This window comes from Nostoc sp. T09 (assembly GCF_002154695.1).
Classification (GTDB): Bacteria; Cyanobacteriota; Cyanobacteriia; order Cyanobacteriales; family Nostocaceae; genus Aulosira.
On sequence record NZ_MTAV01000193.1, the window covers coordinates 1 to 20,311 of the forward strand.

Here is a 20,311-nt window from a genome sequence, read left to right on the forward strand (position 1 = left end):
TTTGTTTTTGTAGCCCCAGACTTCTAGTCTGAGGGCAATTTGCCAAAATGGGATGCTTCCTCACAAAACAGTAATAGCAAATTTGGAAAAGGAGCAATATGTCTTCTGAAGAAGTTTTTGTCTTTCCAGCATCTTTTGCCCAACAACGATTGTGGTTCCTCGACCAGTTGAATCCCGGTAATACTATTTACAATGTACCTACAGCAATTCGGTTGACAGGTTCCCTAAACTTAGCAGCGTTAGAACTGACGTTTAACGAAATCGTGCGTCGCCACGAAACCTTACGCACTACATTTCAGGTGTTGGATGGACAGCCCTTGCAAGCGATCGCACCCAGCTTAACAATACCTCTTAGTATATTAAACCTACAGCAATTGCCAGCCGATAAACAGGAGACTGAAGCAAAACGCATTATTAGTGCAGAAATAGAGCGTCCTTTCGATTTGTCCTCTGGGCCGTTGCTGCGAGTAATGTTACTCGTACTTTCCCAGACAGAACATATTCTATTGCTGAATATGCACCACATTATCTGCGACGATTGGTCTATTGGAGTGCTAATTCGGGAATTGAGCGCTATCTACACAGCTTTTGCCCAAAACCAGCCTTTGGCTATGTTGGAATTACCTCTTCAGTACGCAGACTTTGCCCATTGGCAGCGTGAATGGTTGCAAGGAGATGTACTCCAAACTCAGTTAGCTTACTGGCGACAGCAGTTAAACGATATTTCGATGCTAGATTTGCCTGTTGATAAACAGCGATCGCCTATACAAAGCTATCAAGGAGCCACAGAATTTTTAGAGTTACCGCAAAAGCTAACTGATGCACTCGAAGCGCTTTCCCAGCAAGAAGGAGTCACTTTATTTATGACTCTGTTGGCAGCATTTCAAACATTACTTTACCGCTACACACATCAAGAAGATATTACGGTAGGTTCGCCAATTGCTAACCGTAACCACAGCGAAATTGAAGGCTTAATTGGTTTTTTTGTCAATAGTTTAGTGCTACGTACCGATTTAAGTGGAAATCCATCTTTTCGGGAACTGCTAGGCAGAGTGCGGGATGTCACACTTGGAGCATACAGCCACCAAGATTTACCTTTTGAAAAGTTAGTTGAAGAACTTCATCCAGAGCGAAACTTGAGCCACCACCCACTCTTTCAAGTGGTGTTTGGTTTTCAAAATGCCCCAATGTCGGCGCTAGAATTGCCTGGGTTAGTGCCTAGTTTTATCAATATTGATATTAAAAAAACTCGCTTTGATTTAGAGATGCATCTGTGGAAATGTTTTGAGGATTTTAGAAGCTTATGGGGAGCAAAATGGGAACTATCTGAGGGTATTAGAGGTGTAATTGTTTACAACAGCGATTTATTTGAACAAGCCACCATTACTCGGATGCTAGGACATTTTAAAATGTTGTTGTCAAGCATTGTTACCAATCCAGAGCAAGCGATCGCACATCTTCCTCTATTGAGCGAACAGGAGCAACATCAGTTATTAATTGCATGGAATAACACTCAAGCAGATTATCCTCAAGATAAGTGTATTCAGCAATTATTTCAACAGCAGGTAGAGCAGCATCCTGATTTCATAGCCGTAAGCTTTGGAAATCAGCAACTCACTTATCGAGAGTTAAATAATCGCAGTAATCAACTAGCTCACTATTTACAAAAACTGGGTGTGAAATCGGAAGTTTTAGTAGGTATTTCTGTAGAGCAATCAATAGAATTTATTGTAGGTTTGCTGGGGATTCTCAAAGCAGGCGGAGCATATCTACCATTAGACCCTAGCTATCCTCAAGAGCGCCTAAATTTTATGTTGGAGGATGCACAGGTTTCTGTGTTACTAACACAAGAAAAGTTGAATAAGCATTTTGAGGAATTCTCAAATTTAATTATTTTTATAGATAATGATTGGAAACTTATTGCCCAAGAAAGCGAAAAAAATCCTATAAGCAAAGTAAGCAGCAATAATTTAGCTTATATAATTTACACTTCTGGTTCTACAGGAAAGCCTAAGGGAGTAGCTGTAACGCACAAAGCTGTAAATCGATTAGTGTGCAATACAAACTATATCAATTTAGAACCTGCTGATAAAGTTGCTCAAGCCTCAAATATTTCTTTTGATGCAGCGACATTCGAGATTTGGGGAGCGCTACTTAACGGCGCTCAACTGATTGGAATTAGTAAAGATGTCATCCTTTCGTCTCAGGAATTTACATTACAGCTACGACAAAAAGGCGTTAGCGTTCTATTTTTAACTACTGCTTTATTCCAACAAATTATTAGAGATGTCCCCCAGGCTTTTGCAACTTTGCGTTATTTACTCTTTGGTGGCGAAACTATTGATATTAGATGGGTAAAAAAAATTCTCAAACATGGGGCACCAGAACACTTACTTCATGTTTATGGCCCTACAGAAAATACTACATTTTCTTCTTATTACCCGGTGCAAGAATTACCAGAATTAGCTACATCTATTCCTATCGGTCGCCCAATTACAAATACGCAAATTTATTTACTAGATGCTAATTTACAACCTGTTCCCATTGGCGTTGTTGGCGAGTTGTACATTGGGGGTGATGGACTGGCGCGAGAATATCTCAACCGACCTGAATTAACTGCTGAATGCTTTAAGAAGGCAGAAGGCAGATGGCAGATGGCAGAAGCAGAAGAAGAAAGTCGTTTGTACAAAACTGGTGATTTAGCCCGCTATTTAATAGATGGCAATATTGAATTTTTAGGTCGCATTGATCGCCAAGTTAAGATTCGCGGCTTCCGCATCGAATTGGGCGAAATAGAAACAGTACTCAGTCAACATCCAGCAGTGCAGCAAACTGTAGTAATTGCGGCTGAAGATATACCTGGGGATAAGCAATTGGTGGCTTATATTGTTCCTCATCAAGGACAGATTCCAACAAGCATTGAGCTACGCCAATTTTTGAAAGCAAAGTTACCAGAATATATGGTGCCAACAGCATACGTGTTACTAGAATCTCTACCATTATCACCCAATGGCAAAGTGGATCGCCGTGCTTTACCTGCACCGAATACACTCACTTATAATCAACAAGATTATGTAGCGCCTAGAACCCAGATTGAAGATTTGCTTGTGGAAATTTGGGCTAAGGTTTTAGGAAAAGAACAAGTAGGTATCCACGATAATTTCTTTGAATTAGGCGGTCATTCTCTACTCGCAACTCAGTTAGTTTCTCGAATCCGAGATACCTTAAAGATAGATGTGCCTGTACGCAATTTATTTGAAGCACCAACTGTGGAACAACTTGCTAGATATATTGAAACAATGTCTTGGGCAACAAAAGGTTTAGATAAATCTGAAACTGGCGAAACTCACCGGGAAGAAGTGGAATTTTAACTGGGAGTATCCACTTTTGGAAGAAATACCAGGCGATTAGAAATCGCGGCTATAAAAACCAAATCCACCTGCGTGGATTATATTGAGCCTGCGGAGGCAGGCTTTGTTTGTTTAGCCCCGATCGCATTGCTTAACAGCACCGTTTAACTTGGCTTAATACACATAGTTTGTTATTTAAGCCATCATTTTTTAGATAGAAAGAGCGAATCTATATTAATTACTTCCAAAGTGGAATATTAAAGTAAAAAATACAAAGTTTAATATGATAAAATATTAAACTTTGTAGATTAACCATGAAAGAATTAGTAACTTTATTCTTTGGCTTAGGTTTTGTATTTAATGCTAGCCTGTTTATTCCACAAGCTCTGCGTATTTGGAAAAAGAGAAGTGCTAAGAATATTTCTTTAATTACTTTTGCAGGGTTTAATGTTATTCAGTTCAATGGGATTCTCTACGGGTATTATCAAAAAGATTCGATTTTGATGTACGGTAATTTAATTAGTTTTATTAGCTGTGGAATAGTAACATTGTTAGCAACATTCTATAGAAAGAAATGATAGTAATTCATAATTATGAAACTGCGATAGAATATTGCTGACTTTTAAAGAATAGGTCTAACTTGGTTTATTGGCGCTTTCTCCTTGCCAACAATTTACTTGACACTTAGCACAAAAGCGCTGACTGCTTCAGCAAACTGCTGATTCTGCTCCATTAATGCCATGTGTCCACCAGGTTTGATGGTAACTTTTTCAGAATAAGGTAATTCTGCTTTCATGCGATCGCTCGCTACAGGTTTAGTCGCTATATCGGAAGCCCCACACACTACCAACGCCGGAACGTTAATATTTGCCAGGGTGTTTGTTTCATCGAACTTCAACATTGCAAGTGTGCCACGCGCCAGCACACCAGGGGAACCCAAAGCTGATAATAAACCTGCAAAATTGAGTTGACCACGCGTTTCTGTACCCGTAAATCCCGATAGTTCTACAGTGATGTAGAGCGAACCATTGAGATAAGAAAGCCAAGTTATCAACCAAAAAATCGGTGATAGCACAATAGTCAGGTACAACACAGGTTCAATTAACGGCTTTTGTAATTTACGTACCAGATTGCTAAAGATACAAGTTTTTAACGGATTGGTGTAAGTAGTATCTACAAGAATTAAGCCAGCAACTCTGCGCCCTAAATGTTCTGGAAACAGGCGGCAAAATGTGAGGTTAATCATACCGCCCATGCTGTGTCCTAGTAAAATAACAGGCTTATCTCCGGCTATGGCAACCACAGCTTCTAAATCGCGGGCATATTTTTCTAAAGAATAATCCTTGTTTTTCGGTCTAGAAGATTTTCCTAACCCTGGTAGATCCCAAACAATAACTCGAAAGCGATCGCTTAATTGTCGTTTGGCATAATACCATACAGTACTGTTAGGCCCCCAACCATGTGACAAGATAATCGGTTGACCATCCTCAGGGCCAAAAAACTCTACTTGCAGTACACTACCATCTGGTCGTGACAAGCGCTGCACTGTTTGGCTACGCATAAAACTAGGCTCCTCTGACCCAGGACGGCGCAGTAATGGCAAACTGATAAAACGACCACCAAAAGACCACAGCACCATTACTAGGCCAGCTACTAAGTAGGAAGTTCCGACAAGTTCTCGTTCGTACCATTCATAAAGAATGTAGATTCCCCCGCCAAGTATCCCAATCGACAATAGTTGAACTAGCCATATCAGCAGGAAATTATGAGGCATGAAAATCATGAGCCTAAACCTTGCGAACTATGTTGTATTTTAGCTACATACCATAGTTACAATTACGAAACTTTCAACCCCAGGATTGATTTCTACAGTGGGAAAGTGTGATAAAAATTTGAGATTAATTATTAGTAAGTAACAATTGTTGCGAAGGGGTGTAACTTTGAAGACGCTTGAGTTCTTATCTTATCTTCGCAGCCTAGATATCCAAGTTTTTATTGATGGCGAAATATTACGTTGTAACGCTCCCGAAGGAAGTCTAACAGCAGAACTCCGTAAAGAAATTCAAGAGCATAAAGCAGAAATTATTGAATTTTTAAAGGCAGCTAATCAAACTACTAACTTTACTTCTATACCCCTTGTACCTATTTCCCGCATAGGAGATATTCCTCTTTCCTTTGCTCAACAAAGATTATGGTTTCTTGACCAATTATTACCTAATAATCCTTTTTATAACGTTCCGGCAGCACTGCATTTAAAAGGCTGGCTAAATTTAGCAGCATTAGAGAAAACTTTTAACGAAATTGTGCAACGTCACGAAGCTTTACGCACCAATTTTGTTATGCAGTCAGGGCAACCAGTTCAGGTAATTAAATCTAGGTTAAAAATATCCTTACCAATAATAGATTTGCAGCAACAGCCATCAGTCGAACGCGAAATACAAGCACGACAACTTATTACCCAAGAAGCTCAAAGACCTTTTAATTTATCAACTGAACCATTGCTGCGGGTAACACTGTTGCGATTGGACGAAGCAGAACATATCTTGCTGCTGAATATGCACCACATTGTTTCAGATGGTTGGTCTATTGGGGTGCTAGTTCAGGAAATCGCAGCACTCTACACAGCTTTTACTAATAACCAGCCTTCTCCTCTACCGCAACTAGCAATTCAGTATGCAGATTTTGCCCAATGGCAACGCCAATCGCTACAAGGAGAAGTTTTAGAAACTCAATTAGCTTACTGGCGAAAGCAATTAAATAGCATTTCTATACTAAATCTCCCTACAGATAAACCACGCCCAGCCGTGCAATCTCACCGAGGTGCAAGGCAATTTATAAAACTATCAAAAAGCTTGAGTGCAAAGCTGTTAACTCTTTCCCAGCAGGAAGGAGTAACTTTGTTTATGACTCTGCTGACGGCATTCCAAATATTACTCTACCGCTACACTCAGCAGGAAGATATTGCTGTAGGTTCGCCTATCGCCAACCGCAACCGTAGCGAAATTGAAGGATTAATTGGTTTTTTTGTTAATAGTTTGGTGTTGCGTACCAACCTAAGCGGCAACCCAAATTTTAGAGAATTATTGAGTCGAGTTAAAGAGGTAGCTTTAGCAGCTTACGCTCATCAAGATGTGCCTTTTGAAAAGCTGGTAGAAGAACTACATCCAGAGCGCAACTTAAATCAAAATCCGCTATTTCAAGTTGCATTTGCCCTACAAAATGCGCCGATATCAGCGTTAGAACTACCTGGATTAACACTCAGTCCTTGGCAATTTGATAGTGAAACAACGCGTTTTGATTTAGAATTTCACCTGTGGGAACAAGAGCCAAATAATGGATTGTGGGTAGATAATTCAGAAGGAATCAGTGGTTTTGTCATTTACAGCACGGATTTATTTGATGACGCAACTATTACTCGGATGCTGGAACATTTTAAAATATTACTTGAGGGTATAGTTGCAAATCCAGAACAGAAAATTGCTAATTTACCGCTTTTAAGTGAAGCGGAGTTACATCAGCTATTAGTTGCATGGAATAATACCCAAGTAGATTATCCTCAAGATAAGTGCATTCATAAGTTATTTGAGCAAATTGTAGAGAAAAACTCATCAGGTGTCGCACTTGTATTAAAAGAGCAGCAACTTAGCTATCAAGAGTTAAATATTCGCAGTAACCAACTAGCACATTATCTCAAAAAATTAGGCGTTACATCTGAAGTTTTAGTAGGACTTTGTGTAGAACGTTCCTTTGATATGGTAATTGGGATGTTAGCCATCTTGAAAGCGGGTGGAGCATATTTACCTTTAGATCCGACTTATCCGCCTGAGCGTTTAAAATCTATGTTGGCAGATGCACAGGTGCCAATTTTATTAACTCATCAGCAATGGGTTGAACGTTTGGGAAGCCAAAGTTCACAGGTAATCTGTTTAGATAAAGACTGGGAAATTATTGCTCAAGAAATTGCAGATAATCTCCCTAGCGAAGTTACAGTAAACAACCTTGCATATGTCATTTATACCTCTGGATCAACAGGAAAACCCAAAGGCGTACAAATTGAACATCGAGGATTATTAAATCTGATTTTTTGGCATCAAAAAGCCTTTGCAGTTTCATCCCTTGACCGAGTAACACAGATTGCTGGGGTTGCGTTTGATGCTTGCGGCTGGGAAATTTGGCCGTATCTTACTGCTGGAGCAAGTATCTATATTGTAGATGATGAAATTAAGCGATCGCCTGAAAATATCCAAAATTGGATTATATCAAAAGCCATCACAATTTCTTTTTTACCAACACCTTTAGCAGAGAAAATTCTGACATTAGACTGGTCTAAAAATACAGCTTTACGAATATTACTCACAGGTGGAGATAAACTACAAGAATATCCTTTAGCTTCCCATACTTTCCAGGTAGTTAACAACTATGGCCCGACAGAAAATACAGTTGTAACGACTTCTGGGCAAGTTGTTGTTAAAAATTCAGATAATTCATCACCTGCAATTGGTTATCCCATCGCTAATACACAAGTTTATATATTAGATAAAAATTTACAACCTGTACCTATTGGTGTTCCAGGTGAATTATATATCAGTGGTGATGGTTTGGCGCGAGGATATTTAAATCGTCCAGATTTAACTACTGAATGCTTTAAGAAGGCAGAGGGCAGATGGCAGATGGCAGAAGGACAAGAAGAAAGTCGTTTGTACAAAACAGGTGATTTGGTTCGCTATCAATTAGATGGCAATATTGAATTTTTAGGTCGCCTTGATGAGCAGGTAAAAATTCGTGGCTACCGCATTGAATTGGGAGAAATTGAAGCAGTATTAAGTCAGCATCCAGCCGTGCAGCAAACTGTAGTGATGGCTCATGAAGATGCAGGCGAAAAACGTTTAGTAGTTTATGTTGTTCTAAATACTGAATACAGCAGCGAGCCAGAAAATAAGCAGTTAATGCAACTGCAAGATGAGCAGGTTTTGCAATGGCAGATACTATATAACGAAATTTATCATCAATCTGCTGCTGATTTAGATCCAAAATTTAATTTTATCGGCTGGAATAGTAGTTATACAAATCAACCTATTCCAGTAGAACAGATGGGTGAGTGGATAAATAACCAAGTAGCGCAAATTCAAGCTTTAAAACCGCAGCGAGTACTAGAAATTGGTTGTGGAACAGGTTTAGTACTTTTTAGAATTGCTCCTCACTGTAATCAATATTATGGAACAGATTTTTCCCAGATTTCACTTAACTATATTAAACAACAGTTGGCAAAGCAAGAAATACCGCAAGTAACACTGCATCAGAAGATAGCTGATGATTTTGCAGGAATAGATGCAGCAGCTTTTGATGTGGTAATTCTCAACTCTGTTGTGCAATATTTTCCTAGTATTGATTATTTTATTCAGGTTTTAGAAGGTGCTGTAAAAGCGACTGCACCTGGTGGCTTTATCTTCATCGGAGATGTGCGGAATCTGCGACTTTTGCAAGCTTTTCATGCATCTGTGCAACTGTATCAAGCTGAACCTTCCCTAACCCGCGCTGAGTTGCAGCAAAGGGTACAAATGCAGCTTTTCCAAGAAACAGAGTTAGTCATCGATCCAGCTTTTTTCAATGCATTAAAGCAGCACTTTCCCCAAATTAGCCATGTACAAATTCAACTTATTAGGGGAAAAGAAAGCAATGAGCTAACTCAGTTTCGTTATAATGCTATTCTTCATATTAGCAGTGAGCAGCAAGAAACTAGAAAAGTACAATGGCTAGACTGGCGCGAAAATAACTTCACAATATCTTCAGTACATCAGCTATTAATTGAGAAACAACCAGATATTTTAGCTATTACTAATGTACCAAATACACGGGTAATGACAGCAGTTAAAACAGCAGAATGGCTAGCAGATGGAGAAGATTTGCAAACAGCAGGACAAATGCGTAAGGCTTTGCAAGAAATAGAGAATTTAGGAATAGATCCTGAAAACTTCTATGAACTGGCTAATCAACTACCTTACAAAGTAGATATTAGCTGGTCAGATTCAAATAGTGAAGGAAATTATGATGTGGTTTTTGTACAGGAAGCAGCAATAAATCAGAAAATTGTTTTTCCACATAGTGGCCAAAAACGTGCATGGCAATCTTATGCAAATAATCCTCTACAAGCTAAAGCAGCGCGGAAGTTAGTACCACAGTTGCAAACTTATTTAGCCCAAAAACTGCCGGAGTATATGATACCGTCTATGTTTGTAGTGCGATCGCACTTACCTCTGACGGCTAATGGTAAACTCGATCGCCGCGCCTTACAAGTACCTGAGCTAATAAACTCAGAATTAGCAGCAGGTTATGTTGCACCTCGAACTCCCATAGAAGAAGTGTTAGTGAAAATTTTTGCTGAGGTTCTAGGAATCAAGCACGTAGGGATTCACGACAATTTCTTTAAACTAGGCGGACATTCTTTATTAGCAACTCAGCTTACCTCCAGAGTGCGTGATAGCTTTGGCTTCGAGTTACCTTTGCGTAGCATATTTGAAGCTTCGACAATTGCAGAGTTATCTAAGGTGGTGGAAAGCTTTCAACAAAGCAATATTCAAAGCCAAGCCCCAGCTTTAGTACCATTGTCGCGTGAAAGCCGGCGGATGAAGTTATCTTCTTTAAACAAACAAAGTCAGGAGAAGTGACACCCCCTCAACTATTGTATGTAGTAGTTTAGGATTAATGAGATCGCTTCTCTTCAAGGATATGGCACTTGCTAAAAAAGGCACGAGGCTAATTAAGGTTAATAATGTTAATTACCGCTGGGTTGTCCAACCAGACGATGAGCCTGGTATGGCAATTGTTGTAGAGTGTGCGGAAAATCCAGGACAGAGAATGATCACCTGGGTTGAACACGGTAACATCATTTCACCTTGGTTGGTAAGGAAAGCTATTTTACACGCCCTTGATCAAGGTTGGCATCCACAACGAAAAGGGCAGCAGATAGTTTTTCGGCTTGAAGGCATTATTTCAAGGGAAAATAATTGGACTGGAGTACCATCTGAATATGAAGCTAATGTATGATTGCCAAAATTTGTTTGTGGTACATCAGATCAACTGTTAAAATTGACAGCGATCGCTAACACGAGTAAGTCAGCGCTAATATTTCAAGCTATGTGTAGGGTGTGTTGTCGCCAAGCGCCGCACCGACGCACTATCAACAATTTAAGGTGCGTTAGCCTACGGCATAACACACCCTACTGGACTGACAGTTAATGTTCAGCATTATCATATTTACTTCTGGCAGTCTCTACGTGTTGAAAATTGGCTGTTGACCATTTACAAAGACTTTTCAACACTTGATTTAAACTGGAGACTATGGGATTACTTCACTCCGCTATCGCTGCGTTCGTAATGACAATTGGGCATTTTTTTACTTGGAGTGATCTTAGAGTTAGTGGTTCAGTAGAATGAGCGATCGCGCTTTGGGATGCGCTATTTTAACAGTGCGATCGCTCAATAAATCAACTTTTGCAATTTTCAGACTAACTTTTGCAACTTTTAGATTAGCTTTTATAACTCTTAGAGTAGCTTTTGTAACTCTGAGACTAGCTTTTGTAACTTTTAGAGTAGCTTTTGTAACTCTGAGACTAGCTTTTGTAACTTTTAGAGTAGCTTTTGTAACTCTGAGACTAGCTTTTATAACTTTTAGACTAGGTTTTGCAACTCTTAGAGTAGCTTTTACGACTATTTTCAGCAAATATACCCTTACTTATCCAGTTTGCTCATCCTCATGCTTGTAAACTTCTGTAGCTTCACTGTGGCTGGTACATCCGCCTATTGCGTATGTTTATGGTATAGAAAAAACCCCGTAGTAAAGACTATCAGGGTTCTCCATATCAAAATTCAAACAGGAAAATTTTATGTCGCCACGCAAACGCAATTCCACCGCACTCACTAAAGCTGAACGACGAATTGAAGGAATGCAGATGATTAATCCTCAGTTAGACTTTGGTAATGGGTTATCAATCGCTAATTACAACAATAAAATTCTGGAGATGCGAGATAAGCTAACAGCTTACAATCAAGCACGAGCGATCGTAGAGAAAACATACAATGCATTAGCAGAAGCAGAACGGGAGTTGAATAGTCTTTCTGAGAAAATGCTACTGAGTGTTGCATCTCACTATGGCAAAACTAGTGACGAGTATGGAATGGCTGGTGGAACGCGCAGGTCAAACCGCAAGAAAGCACGTTCGGCGGTAAACCAAACATCCATATCTGCGGAGTAATTGTTTAAAATTTGAAATTACTTGAATTAGCCAGCAAAGAGGTAAATTGTGAAAACAATTTGCCTTTGTGCTTGCATAAAATACCAAGATGAATATGCAATCTAATGTTTTGCTTATTAAAATCGATTTTATCCACATTATCACCTTATTTAATTAATAATTGTCCTTAGATGGGAACACTAAACTAAGACCTTGCTGGAAGTTAACCCATACTATGAGCATGACAATTACCAGTCTTCGAGAAGCCTTGCAAAGTCTTCCCGAAAGCGCATCCGAACCTGTTATAAACGACCTTTTTGCTTCGCACTTGTTGAGGGCACTAGGATTTCAATCTGAGGAAATTCATCCAGAATATAATACTGGTGACGGCGCTGTTGATAAAGCAGCAAGAAAAACTATTGGAGATGATGTGTTTTTACACACGAAATCTAATCCTTACCTTCTGCTGGAATTAAAGGGGAGAGATATTAATCTATCTGAAGACGCTGCACAGTATCAAAAAACGGTTCATCAACTAAAGCGTTATCTACTTGCTCCAAATTGTAAAACAGTACAGTGGGGGATAATTACTAACTCTTGCCATATTCAACTGTTCCGCAAGCATGGAAAAGTAATTCATCCGGCAACAAAGTGTATTTCAATGGATGCAGATAATATTGATAGTGTAATTGCTGCAATTAGGCAAAAAATTGAAAATCCCTCTAAAGCTTTAACCATTGCAGTGTATAACAACAAGGGAGGAGTTGGAAAAACGACTACTACCGTAAATTTAACAGCTATCTTAACTTTTTTAGGTAAGAAAGTTTTAGCGATTGATTTTGACCCTAACCAACAAGACTTAACTAGCTCTTTAGGTCTTCCATTAAGTAAAGGGAGCGTCTTTGAGGCTCTAACAGAAAGAAATGTAGAACTTCAAGGTACTTTACATCCTTATAAGTTTCCTCTCAAAAAGCCTAGTGGCGAACTGAGGTTTGATGTTATTCCTGCTGATCAAAAACTGACAGATCTGCCTGAACATACCTTACTTAGTCATCTGCAAACTAACTCTCTTTATCGCAAGCTAGAAATTTTAAGACAAGAATATGATTATATTCTGATAGATGCGCCACCTAACTGGCGGGTATTTAGCCAACTGGCTGTTTATGCGGCTGATGTTGTTCTTATTCCCACAAAGCATAATAATCTTTTCTCACTAGAAAATGCAGCAATGGCAATAAAGAAATTTATCCCTGAAGTACAATCTAAAAAAGCTGACGGTAGCCCAATTCCATTGCCAATTTTCTTCAATGGTGAAAAGATGACACCACCTCAATTAGCAGTTGCTCAACAAGAAATTACTAACATTCTTAAAACTGCTAAAAAAGAGGGATTTAATTTACTTCCTTACTTCTATCCCAAGTATACTAATGCAAAAAAAGACCTTCATATTCATGAGGTTCCAAGCTACGCGAATATAGCTAACTCAGCTTTCTCGCGTATTCCTGCGGTTTATCGAGATCGCTCTGCTCATGAATATTATAAAGATTTAGCACAGGAGTATTTTTTACAATGAATAGTCTCAGCCATATTGGAAATTTAAGGCATTTATATTTGGATGCAATTGACCCTGGTGAAGGAACTGATGCACCTGAATTTTTAATCACAGCTTCAGCCCATTTGCTTAACCAAAAGGGCGGACGAAATTGGATTCCAGTTATTGTAAAAGAAACTGGCGAAGATAAGTATCAAGTAATTGCTAACTCGTTCATTTATGCAATTGCAGAAGCCGCTGGCTTGGATCGCGTTTGGTGCATTATTACTGATGGTAGTGATGAGACAGTTGAAGTTACAAAAGTACTTGCAGGGGAAGAACTTCCAAAAATTAATCTTTCTAAAGCATCTAGGGATGAAATTAAAGCAGCATTAGAGTATTTAGTCAAGCTACCAGATAGCGTTCTCAAAGCTGTTAAACCTGCTATAGCTACAAACCGGATTGATGAAGCTCCTCGTCAATACTGGAAGACATTAGAGCCAATCATTAATCTGAAATGTGGAATTACCAAAGGCAAAAAACTTGATGTTTTAAACCAAGTTTTTTATCTCACTCCACAACCAATGCCAGATACAATTACCGACGCTGATATGCTTAAAACAATGCCAACGGCTGATTTAAAAGTGATGGGAAAGAAACGAGGAATTGCTGGCATCAGTAAGATGAAAAAAGACGAGCTTGTTGCCGCCTTGAGTAAGCCACTAAAATAGCGAGAAGGCAACAGAGCGATCGCACTTCTTTAAGAGGATGTTTGAAAAGTAGTGGGCTGTGATTTTAGGCACTTATTGATCCCCCCTAGCCCCCCTTAAAAAAGGGGGGAAACCCTCTCAAAGTCCCCCTTTTTAAGGGGGATTTAGGGGGATCTAAAGGTATTTGATATATCACTAAGGGCTTTTAAAACAACCTCTTAGGGCAGTATGTCCTTTATCGCCAAATACTCAACGAAATGGGAAGCGAGCGCAACCTTTATCTTGCAGTTTCTCAAGCAACGTTTAACAGCGTGTTTACCATAGAATTGGGACAAGTGTTACTCAAGAACCAAATTATTAAGCTAATTGTCTTTAATACTGAAAGTGAGGCAATCGTGCAATGGATACCCAATTAAAATACCAAAACATTATTAAGAGCGTACTCCAAAATCATGCCGATTATCGAACAGCGCTAGGCGATGGTTATGCTTCTCAAGTTTTATTTGATGATGAGCGGGGGCAATACTTAGTTTTAGATATAGGTTGGAGTGGTGACAAATATCTCCATGCCACACCCATCCATTTAAGTTTAATTGATGAAAAGATTTGGATTCAATGGGATGATACCGAAGAAGGTGTAGCAAGTGATTTGCTAGAAGCGGGAGTTCCTAAAAAAGATATAGTTCTTGGTTTTCGCCATCCTAAAGTACGGCAACATACAGGTTTTGCTGTGGTGTAGCTTTAGTAAGTAACGACGCAAAATTAATTACAGTCATTGCGAGCGTTCGCGGTAGCGTCTCGAAGAGAAGCGAAGCAATCCTCGCCCTTGCGATTGCTACCCTGCGGGAAGCCACTTCGTGTCTACATTTCGCTGCGCTACATTCGCAATGACATTGTGTAATTAATTATGTTTAACTACTTAAATCAAGGCAAGAATGTTGCGTAGCAATACAGTTCGGATAAGCACTTTTCATTTCCCTTGTAGTTTGGGCAAAGGGTAAGGGAAAAAGGGTTAAGGGTAAATTTAAACCTTTCCCCTTTTCCCTTTTCCCCTTAACCGAACCGTATTGTGTTGCGTAGATGCGTAGCAGCTTGTCGTTAGACATCGCTCCGTAAATCAATTTTTGCGTTACGGTTTTATTGCCAATTACCTACCAGAACAAAAGGTGCCCAGTAATAGGGATGTTTAAATTTAGGATTTAACTCTCCTGAAAGTAGAAATAATTGAGCATTACGCAAAGCTTCGGCTTTTTTGTGGTTTTGAGCCATTTCTTTGTAAAACTGAATCATTAAAGCCGCAGTTGCTTCATCGTTGACACTCCAAAGAGTTGCTAATGTACTGCGTGCGCCGGACTGTACGGCAATTCCAGCTAGTCCTAAGGCGGCGCGGCTATCACCTGCTGCTGTTTCACAAGCACTCAAGATCAGTAAATCTATTGCCGTCTGTTGGTTTGTCTCGCGGGTTCTTAGTACAGAACTGAAATCGTTGACATTTAGCCGTTGGTTCCAAGTCAAAATGAACGTATCTTCTGCTTTGGAACTAAACTTTCCATGAGTTGCTAGGTGTAATATTCCTCCCGGAAAAGACTTAACAGCCTCTTCAATTTTTTGCAGAGTAAAATTTTTATCAAGAAAATTTCCGGCTGTCGAAAATATCCCTTTGATTTGCTCAAGTTCATATTTCACACCAGGTAATGCTGGAAAATTGTCACGCGCTTCGCTCAGTCCACCAACAACTGCTTGCAATCGTTTTTTAGCCAAAGTTTGAGGGGGTAATAACTCTAAACCTGGGGTGTTAGCGATGTTATATTTTTTCTCAATTAAATATTGCTTTTTCTGTTGATCGTAAAGAGCCGCAATCGGGATACTCTGCAATGTTCCATCTAAGACAAAGACGATATTTTTAACACCACTATTCTGTAAATCTGTTTCGATAGGGCGAATTAACCATTCGTAAACTTGCTGGGAAGTTTGTACAAACTCACGAGGACTTCTAAAAAATATTTTTTGATGCAGTTCTTTAACTTTGTCTTCAAATATCTTTTTAGGCAGAATAACTGTATGCAATTTCAGGGATTTATTGTTTTGCTGATGCGGTAATGAAAGGATAATAGATAAGCGATCGCTCAAAACAACAGGATAAATGACAGCGGTTTGTTTTTGTTGATCAATTTCATCAATCTGCACAGGTTGTGCATCTACACAAGCTCTGCGGAAAAAGTTATCTAGTTCTGCCAACTGCAATGATTCAATAACTTTCCTAGCTTTATCTAAATTTTCCGAGCTAGGTTCCCCAGTTTTTGGTAATAGCAAACTCACATACTCGCGATAGACTGGTTCTACTTCATCCCGAAAAGAAAATTGAGCGTCACGATTAACGGTAACTAAATCACGGCGGATGGATTTTAAATTTTTGACTGCTTTATCATAAGCTGCGATCGCTCCTAGCTCGTTACCTTGAGAATTACCGCTAGCGCTGAGAATCCGTCCTAATTGCCATTGCCAACGATAAGCAATATCTCGTGCCTGAATCCCTTCTGCCAATTTTAGCGCTTGCTGGGTCAAGGTTTGAGCTTCCGGCCATTGCTGAGTTTGTTCATATAAACTCCCCAAAGTACCTAAAGCATAAGCTTGCGATCGCACATCTTCGAGAGTTTTAGCTTGCTGAAAACCTGTAGCGACAACTTTAGCCGCCGTGCAGAGAGAATCAGCAGATGTGCAAGTGTTTTGAGTGGGGATTACTTCCTTAGCTAATACTCCTGTTTTTGCTAGCTTCACCAGAGTTTGAGCAAAGTTAATTCGAGCATAAACACTGCTGCGGCTTGCTGGTAAGCTTTCCAGCTTTGCTGATAAACTTGCAACTTGAGAGAGAATTTGCTGCGACAAAGCTGGGGTTGGTGACTCTGTTGGCAGAGATTGTACCAACAGCCGTAGTTGATTTAATTGTGCTGGTAACTGTGTTGTCGGCTTTTGGGAAATAATAGCAGCGCGTTCATAAAACTGTATTGCTTCTTCGCTGTTTTGCTGTGCTTGAGCAGTATTTCCCAAACTTAACAAAATTTCTGCCAGCCTTTCTTGTTCAATGCCTTGCTGTGCTTGGGCTTTGTTACCTAAACTTAACTTTAAATTACAAACTTCTTCAGCTTGCGATCGCTTTGCTTGGATCTGACAACTTTGCTCTAATATCTGCCGAGATTTATTGACATCTCCAACTACAAGTAAGCTTTTACCAAGACTAAGCAATCCAGTTGCCTTCAACAGAGAGTCTGGTTGTTTATCTAAAGTCAGCTTTATGTCTTCTAAGGTGTTAGTAGCACGGCGGTAAAGTCCTAATGTTTGTAGTGCCTGAACTTGATTAATTTTGCTTCCAAGTTTGCCTGATTCATCCCCAATTTTACTGTAAGTAGTTGTTGCCTCTTGCCAACTAGTTAAAGCTTTTTCTGTTTCTCCTCGTGCTAGTTGTAACTGACCTTGAGTATTAAGTGCTTGAGCACGAATCGATAAATAATCTTTACTATCACTTTTGCTATTTAATAGCTGCAAACTTTGTTCAGTAGCCTGTTGAGCATCAGCTAATTGCCCCAACTGTTGATAAGTTAAGGAAAGATAATTTAATATCAGCGCTTGGTTGAGTTTATCTCCTTTAGATTGAAACGATTCATTTGCTTTTTGGAAAATCTTGAGTGCTGGAGAATATTGTTCTTTTTGGTATGCTACTAAGCCTTGATCTAATAATTCCTTGCCATTTGCAGATTGAGTTTCTGATACCTGTGGATTGATGACTGCGGCTATAGGAGAAATTTGTTTAATTAGATTGACAGCAGGATTTAGAGATAAGGCAGCGAGAAGTAAAAGTATAGACATAAATAATTAAGTAGGTAAATAAGACAAGAAACAAATGACAAATGACAAATGACTATTAACTAAAATGGTTGAGTATAAATAATAGAAAAATAGAGTCCGTTTTCTTGCCAAGTATTTTTATTGGGAATATCAATACCGATAGGGATACCCCAATCAAAACGTGCTGTTAAATTGTTTTGTTGCCACAAAAATCCGATTCCAGTTGAGGCGATAGTATCGGGATTAAGAGTAGTTCTCCCAGGTTGGGAAATATTCCAAGCAGTACCAAAATCAATAAATGGTGTAACTTGTAGCAACCCTTGAATTTCTGGCACACGCAACACTGGATAGCGAAATTCCGCAGTCGCTAAAAAGCCATTGTCTGCTAATATTTGGTCTTGACGATAACCCCGAACTGTTGCTTGTCCTCCCAAGCCAATCTGTTCGGAGGCTAATAATGGTCTATCGGCTAATTGCACATCTGCACGTACTAGAAATAAAGTTTCTGGTGCTAGGAGTCGCACCCATTGCGCCTGTCCGCGCCAAGCAAAGAATTGACCATCCGGTGCATCTTCGTTAATTGTGGCATCTAATGCATCTACACCTAAACTTAATTGCGATCGCGCCGCGAGTACTTGTTTGCTACTACGCTGAGTCCAGTCTTGAAACAACCGCAATATTGTTGCTTTCGTCTTCCCATTTGCATCTGCACCCGCAGAAGGAAATGGCAATCTTTCTCCTACTTGTGCTTCTAAAAAGCCAACATCACTATCTCTGTGGTTAATACTTGCTCCGACTGCAAATTCGGTAGTGGGAGTTTGCACTAATGGTTGGCGAAAGGTAACACCGTACTCTTGGGAAGTACCTTCGATATCCAATACATTGAAAGGTTCTTCAATCACGTTGCTGGATGCATAGCTATAGTTAAACTGCAAAGTACCATTGCGGGGATTAATGGGTAATCTATAGCTGAGATCTACACTATTGCTACCATCGGTGTTTGCATAACCAATACTTAATCCATCTCCCAATCCCAATAGATTTGCTTGATTGAGTTGGATTTGTCGTTCAAAACTACCTATGCCTGATGTACGGTTATTATCTAAGCTAATTTGAGCGCTAAATGTCTTTGCTTCAGCGACTTGCACAGATAATACACTCGCACCCGGATTAACACCATTGCCTAATTCCGCAGAGATATTTTTAATTAGTGGATCTAATTGTAATAGTTGTAAAGCTTGGAGTAATTTCTTTAAATTTAAAGGTTTATTTGTAGCCAAGGCTAGGCGACTTCGCACATAGTTAGGATTGAGCCGGCTTGTACCCCGAACCTCAATACTTTCTAAACTTCCTTCCACTACTTGAATTTTGACGACACCACCCTCGACTTTAAAAGTTTGGTCTGAAGGAATGTATGCGCCTGAATTAACGTAACAGGGTAAATCTGAATTTTTATTTTCAGCTTGACAACCTTTGGTATACAGTTCAGTAATTTTATCTGCCACCTCTAATAGTTGGGCAAAAGTGATGGGTTTGTTGATAAATTCTTGGAGTACTGCATCTAATTCTTGTTTATTAAATACAGTGCTACCCAATACCTCAAAACCAGTCACCTGAATTGTTCCAGGAAAATCTCTGGGAACTGTTTCGCCAGTTGCAGGTGTGGGAGTAGTTGTAGGTGGAGACTGCAATAACTCTTCAAGATTCGGCAGTTTAGGTAGTGTTGGGGTTGGGGGAGTTGGTTGTTCGATTTGGCGATCTATGTCTTGTACAGGCGGGTTAGCTGGAGTTTGTGCTAGTGACTTAAAAGTGAGAAAATTGAATATAAAAAATGTAAATATTAGCCAAGTTATACAATTTGATATTTGAAATTTAGAAGTTTTTTGCGACGAATACATATAAATACAGTTATTTTATTTAGGTAGTGAATATAGATTTAAAAAAGGAATCTCACGCAGAGGCGCAGAGACGCAGAGAAGAGATATAAGAGAAGTTTTGACTTGTTACAAACTATTTAGAATGGTTGAAGACATCCTACATAAGGGGTTTTGGTCAGCATTTATCGGCAGTTAATATTCCTTACGTAAGAACTCTCTGTACCTCTTACTTCTTTGCGTCCTTAGCGCCCTACCCTGCGGGAAGCCGCTGGCGCGTCTATGCGGTTCGTTTTAAAACCCCTTTAGCAGCACAGTTAGAGGAATTCACCCAAGCAGCAGAAGATTTAGGCGTTTGAGATATCAGCGTAACTTCGCCCTTGTCATTAAATACCCAACCTGTAGCAGGCATAATTAATGCTGTCTTCTGTTTGACAGGAGTTGCAGTAGAAGTTAACGCTGTCTGCTGTGTGGTGTCAGCCCGGATGCGGATATCTTCCCACACCGTATCACTGCTGAGAAATTCGTCAGGTTTAGGCGGTAAACCACCACGTCCAGCATCAGTAAATGCACTAGCTACTTTTTCATTACTAGCGCTACAGCTTTGGGCAATTTGCTGGGAAGGGTCAGCGGCGTTTATCGGTAAAGAAACAATTCCTTTGCTGGGGTCAATATCTGGGGAACTGATGCTGACTATGCCATTTAACTGCGGGTTGGTTTGAGAAATCGCTGTAATATCGTTAGTAGGCAGAAATTGCGGGTCGAGTTTTTC

General features: G+C 39.7%; 12 protein-coding genes and 1 pseudogene. 9 read left to right on the forward strand and 4 right to left on the reverse strand.

Annotation, left to right across the window (positions count from 1 at the left end):
• Nucleotides 1-98: 98 nt before the first annotated feature.
• Nucleotides 99-3,371, forward strand: coding sequence for a non-ribosomal peptide synthetase (locus tag BV372_RS30280; RefSeq protein WP_086690528.1), 3,273 nt, complete (start codon nt 99-101; stop codon nt 3,369-3,371).
• A gap of 293 nt (nt 3,372-3,664) precedes the next feature.
• On the forward strand, nt 3,665-3,928 hold the full coding sequence (locus BV372_RS30285; protein WP_086690530.1) for a PQ-loop domain-containing transporter: 264 nt from the start codon (nt 3,665-3,667) through the stop codon (nt 3,926-3,928).
• Between the two features lie 95 nt (nt 3,929-4,023).
• Here the strand turns inward: BV372_RS30285 and BV372_RS30290 are convergent, their stop codons facing one another.
• The gene (locus tag BV372_RS30290) at nt 4,024-5,124 is read right to left on the reverse strand and encodes an alpha/beta fold hydrolase (protein WP_256973550.1); all 1,101 of its coding nucleotides are present in this window, start codon (nt 5,122-5,124) and stop codon (nt 4,024-4,026) included.
• A 166-nt stretch (nt 5,125-5,290) separates the two neighbouring features.
• Between BV372_RS30290 and BV372_RS30295 the strand changes: the two genes are divergently transcribed.
• The 7 genes from BV372_RS30295 (at nt 5,291) to BV372_RS30335 (ending at nt 14,561) form a co-directional block, all read left to right on the forward strand.
• Nucleotides 5,291-10,015 carry a non-ribosomal peptide synthetase gene (locus BV372_RS30295; RefSeq protein WP_086690534.1) on the forward strand — a complete coding sequence of 1,575 codons (4,725 nt, stop codon included), beginning with the start codon at nt 5,291-5,293 and terminating at the stop codon, nt 10,013-10,015.
• A 37-nt stretch (nt 10,016-10,052) separates the two neighbouring features.
• Nucleotides 10,053-10,394 carry a hypothetical protein gene (locus tag BV372_RS30300; protein ID WP_086690536.1) on the forward strand — a complete coding sequence of 114 codons (342 nt, stop codon included), beginning with the start codon at nt 10,053-10,055 and terminating at the stop codon, nt 10,392-10,394.
• Between the two features lie 839 nt (nt 10,395-11,233).
• Nucleotides 11,234-11,602, forward strand: a complete 369-nt coding sequence (locus BV372_RS30315; protein ID WP_086690541.1) for a hypothetical protein — start codon at nt 11,234-11,236, stop codon at nt 11,600-11,602.
• A gap of 214 nt (nt 11,603-11,816) precedes the next feature.
• On the forward strand, nt 11,817-13,154 hold the full coding sequence (locus BV372_RS30320; RefSeq protein WP_086690543.1) for an AAA family ATPase: 1,338 nt from the start codon (nt 11,817-11,819) through the stop codon (nt 13,152-13,154).
• Nucleotides 13,151-13,843 carry a Rho termination factor N-terminal domain-containing protein gene (locus BV372_RS30325; protein WP_086690545.1) on the forward strand — a complete coding sequence of 231 codons (693 nt, stop codon included), beginning with the start codon at nt 13,151-13,153 and terminating at the stop codon, nt 13,841-13,843. The genes BV372_RS30320 and BV372_RS30325 overlap by 4 nt, the downstream gene beginning before the upstream one ends.
• Nucleotides 13,844-14,079: 236 nt before the next feature.
• Nucleotides 14,080-14,238: an element excision factor XisH family protein gene (locus tag BV372_RS38495; RefSeq protein ID WP_086690547.1), complete on the forward strand. Its 159-nt coding sequence runs from the start codon at nt 14,080-14,082 to the stop codon at nt 14,236-14,238.
• Nucleotides 14,223-14,561: a XisI protein gene (locus BV372_RS30335; protein WP_086690549.1), complete on the forward strand. Its 339-nt coding sequence runs from the start codon at nt 14,223-14,225 to the stop codon at nt 14,559-14,561. The genes BV372_RS38495 and BV372_RS30335 overlap by 16 nt, the downstream gene beginning before the upstream one ends.
• A 398-nt stretch (nt 14,562-14,959) precedes the next feature.
• Here the strand turns inward: BV372_RS30335 and BV372_RS30340 are convergent, their stop codons facing one another.
• The 3 genes and pseudogenes from BV372_RS30340 to BV372_RS36805 form a co-directional block, all read right to left on the reverse strand.
• Nucleotides 14,960-17,686: a CHAT domain-containing protein gene (locus BV372_RS30340; RefSeq protein WP_086690551.1), complete on the reverse strand. Its 2,727-nt coding sequence runs from the start codon at nt 17,684-17,686 to the stop codon at nt 14,960-14,962.
• Between the two features lie 59 nt (nt 17,687-17,745).
• Entirely contained in the window at nt 17,746-19,563 is a 1,818-nt protein-coding gene (locus BV372_RS30345) for a ShlB/FhaC/HecB family hemolysin secretion/activation protein (protein ID WP_086690553.1), read from the reverse strand.
• Between the two features lie 256 nt (nt 19,564-19,819).
• Nucleotides 19,820-20,311 (reverse strand): annotated as a pseudogene (locus BV372_RS36805) (S-layer family protein); the annotation flags it as partial.

Excerpts from the sequence above, each read along its gene's own strand:
- BV372_RS30280 (WP_086690528.1), top strand. The coding sequence starts at position 99 with ATGTCTTCTGAAGAAGTTTTTGTCTTTCCAGCATCTTTTGCCCAACAA.
- BV372_RS30285 (WP_086690530.1), top strand. The coding sequence starts at position 3,665 with ATGAAAGAATTAGTAACTTTATTCTTTGGCTTAGGTTTTGTATTTAAT.
- BV372_RS30290 (WP_256973550.1), bottom strand. The coding sequence starts at position 5,124 with ATGCCTCATAATTTCCTGCTGATATGGCTAGTTCAACTATTGTCGATT.
- BV372_RS30300 (WP_086690536.1), top strand. The coding sequence starts at position 10,053 with ATGAGATCGCTTCTCTTCAAGGATATGGCACTTGCTAAAAAAGGCACG.
- BV372_RS30315 (WP_086690541.1), top strand. The coding sequence starts at position 11,234 with ATGTCGCCACGCAAACGCAATTCCACCGCACTCACTAAAGCTGAACGA.
- BV372_RS30320 (WP_086690543.1), top strand. The coding sequence starts at position 11,817 with ATGAGCATGACAATTACCAGTCTTCGAGAAGCCTTGCAAAGTCTTCCC.
- BV372_RS30325 (WP_086690545.1), top strand. The coding sequence starts at position 13,151 with ATGAATAGTCTCAGCCATATTGGAAATTTAAGGCATTTATATTTGGAT.
- BV372_RS38495 (WP_086690547.1), top strand. The coding sequence starts at position 14,080 with ATGGGAAGCGAGCGCAACCTTTATCTTGCAGTTTCTCAAGCAACGTTT.
- BV372_RS30335 (WP_086690549.1), top strand. The coding sequence starts at position 14,223 with ATGGATACCCAATTAAAATACCAAAACATTATTAAGAGCGTACTCCAA.
- BV372_RS30340 (WP_086690551.1), bottom strand. The coding sequence starts at position 17,686 with ATGTCTATACTTTTACTTCTCGCTGCCTTATCTCTAAATCCTGCTGTC.
- BV372_RS30345 (WP_086690553.1), bottom strand. The coding sequence starts at position 19,563 with ATGTATTCGTCGCAAAAAACTTCTAAATTTCAAATATCAAATTGTATA.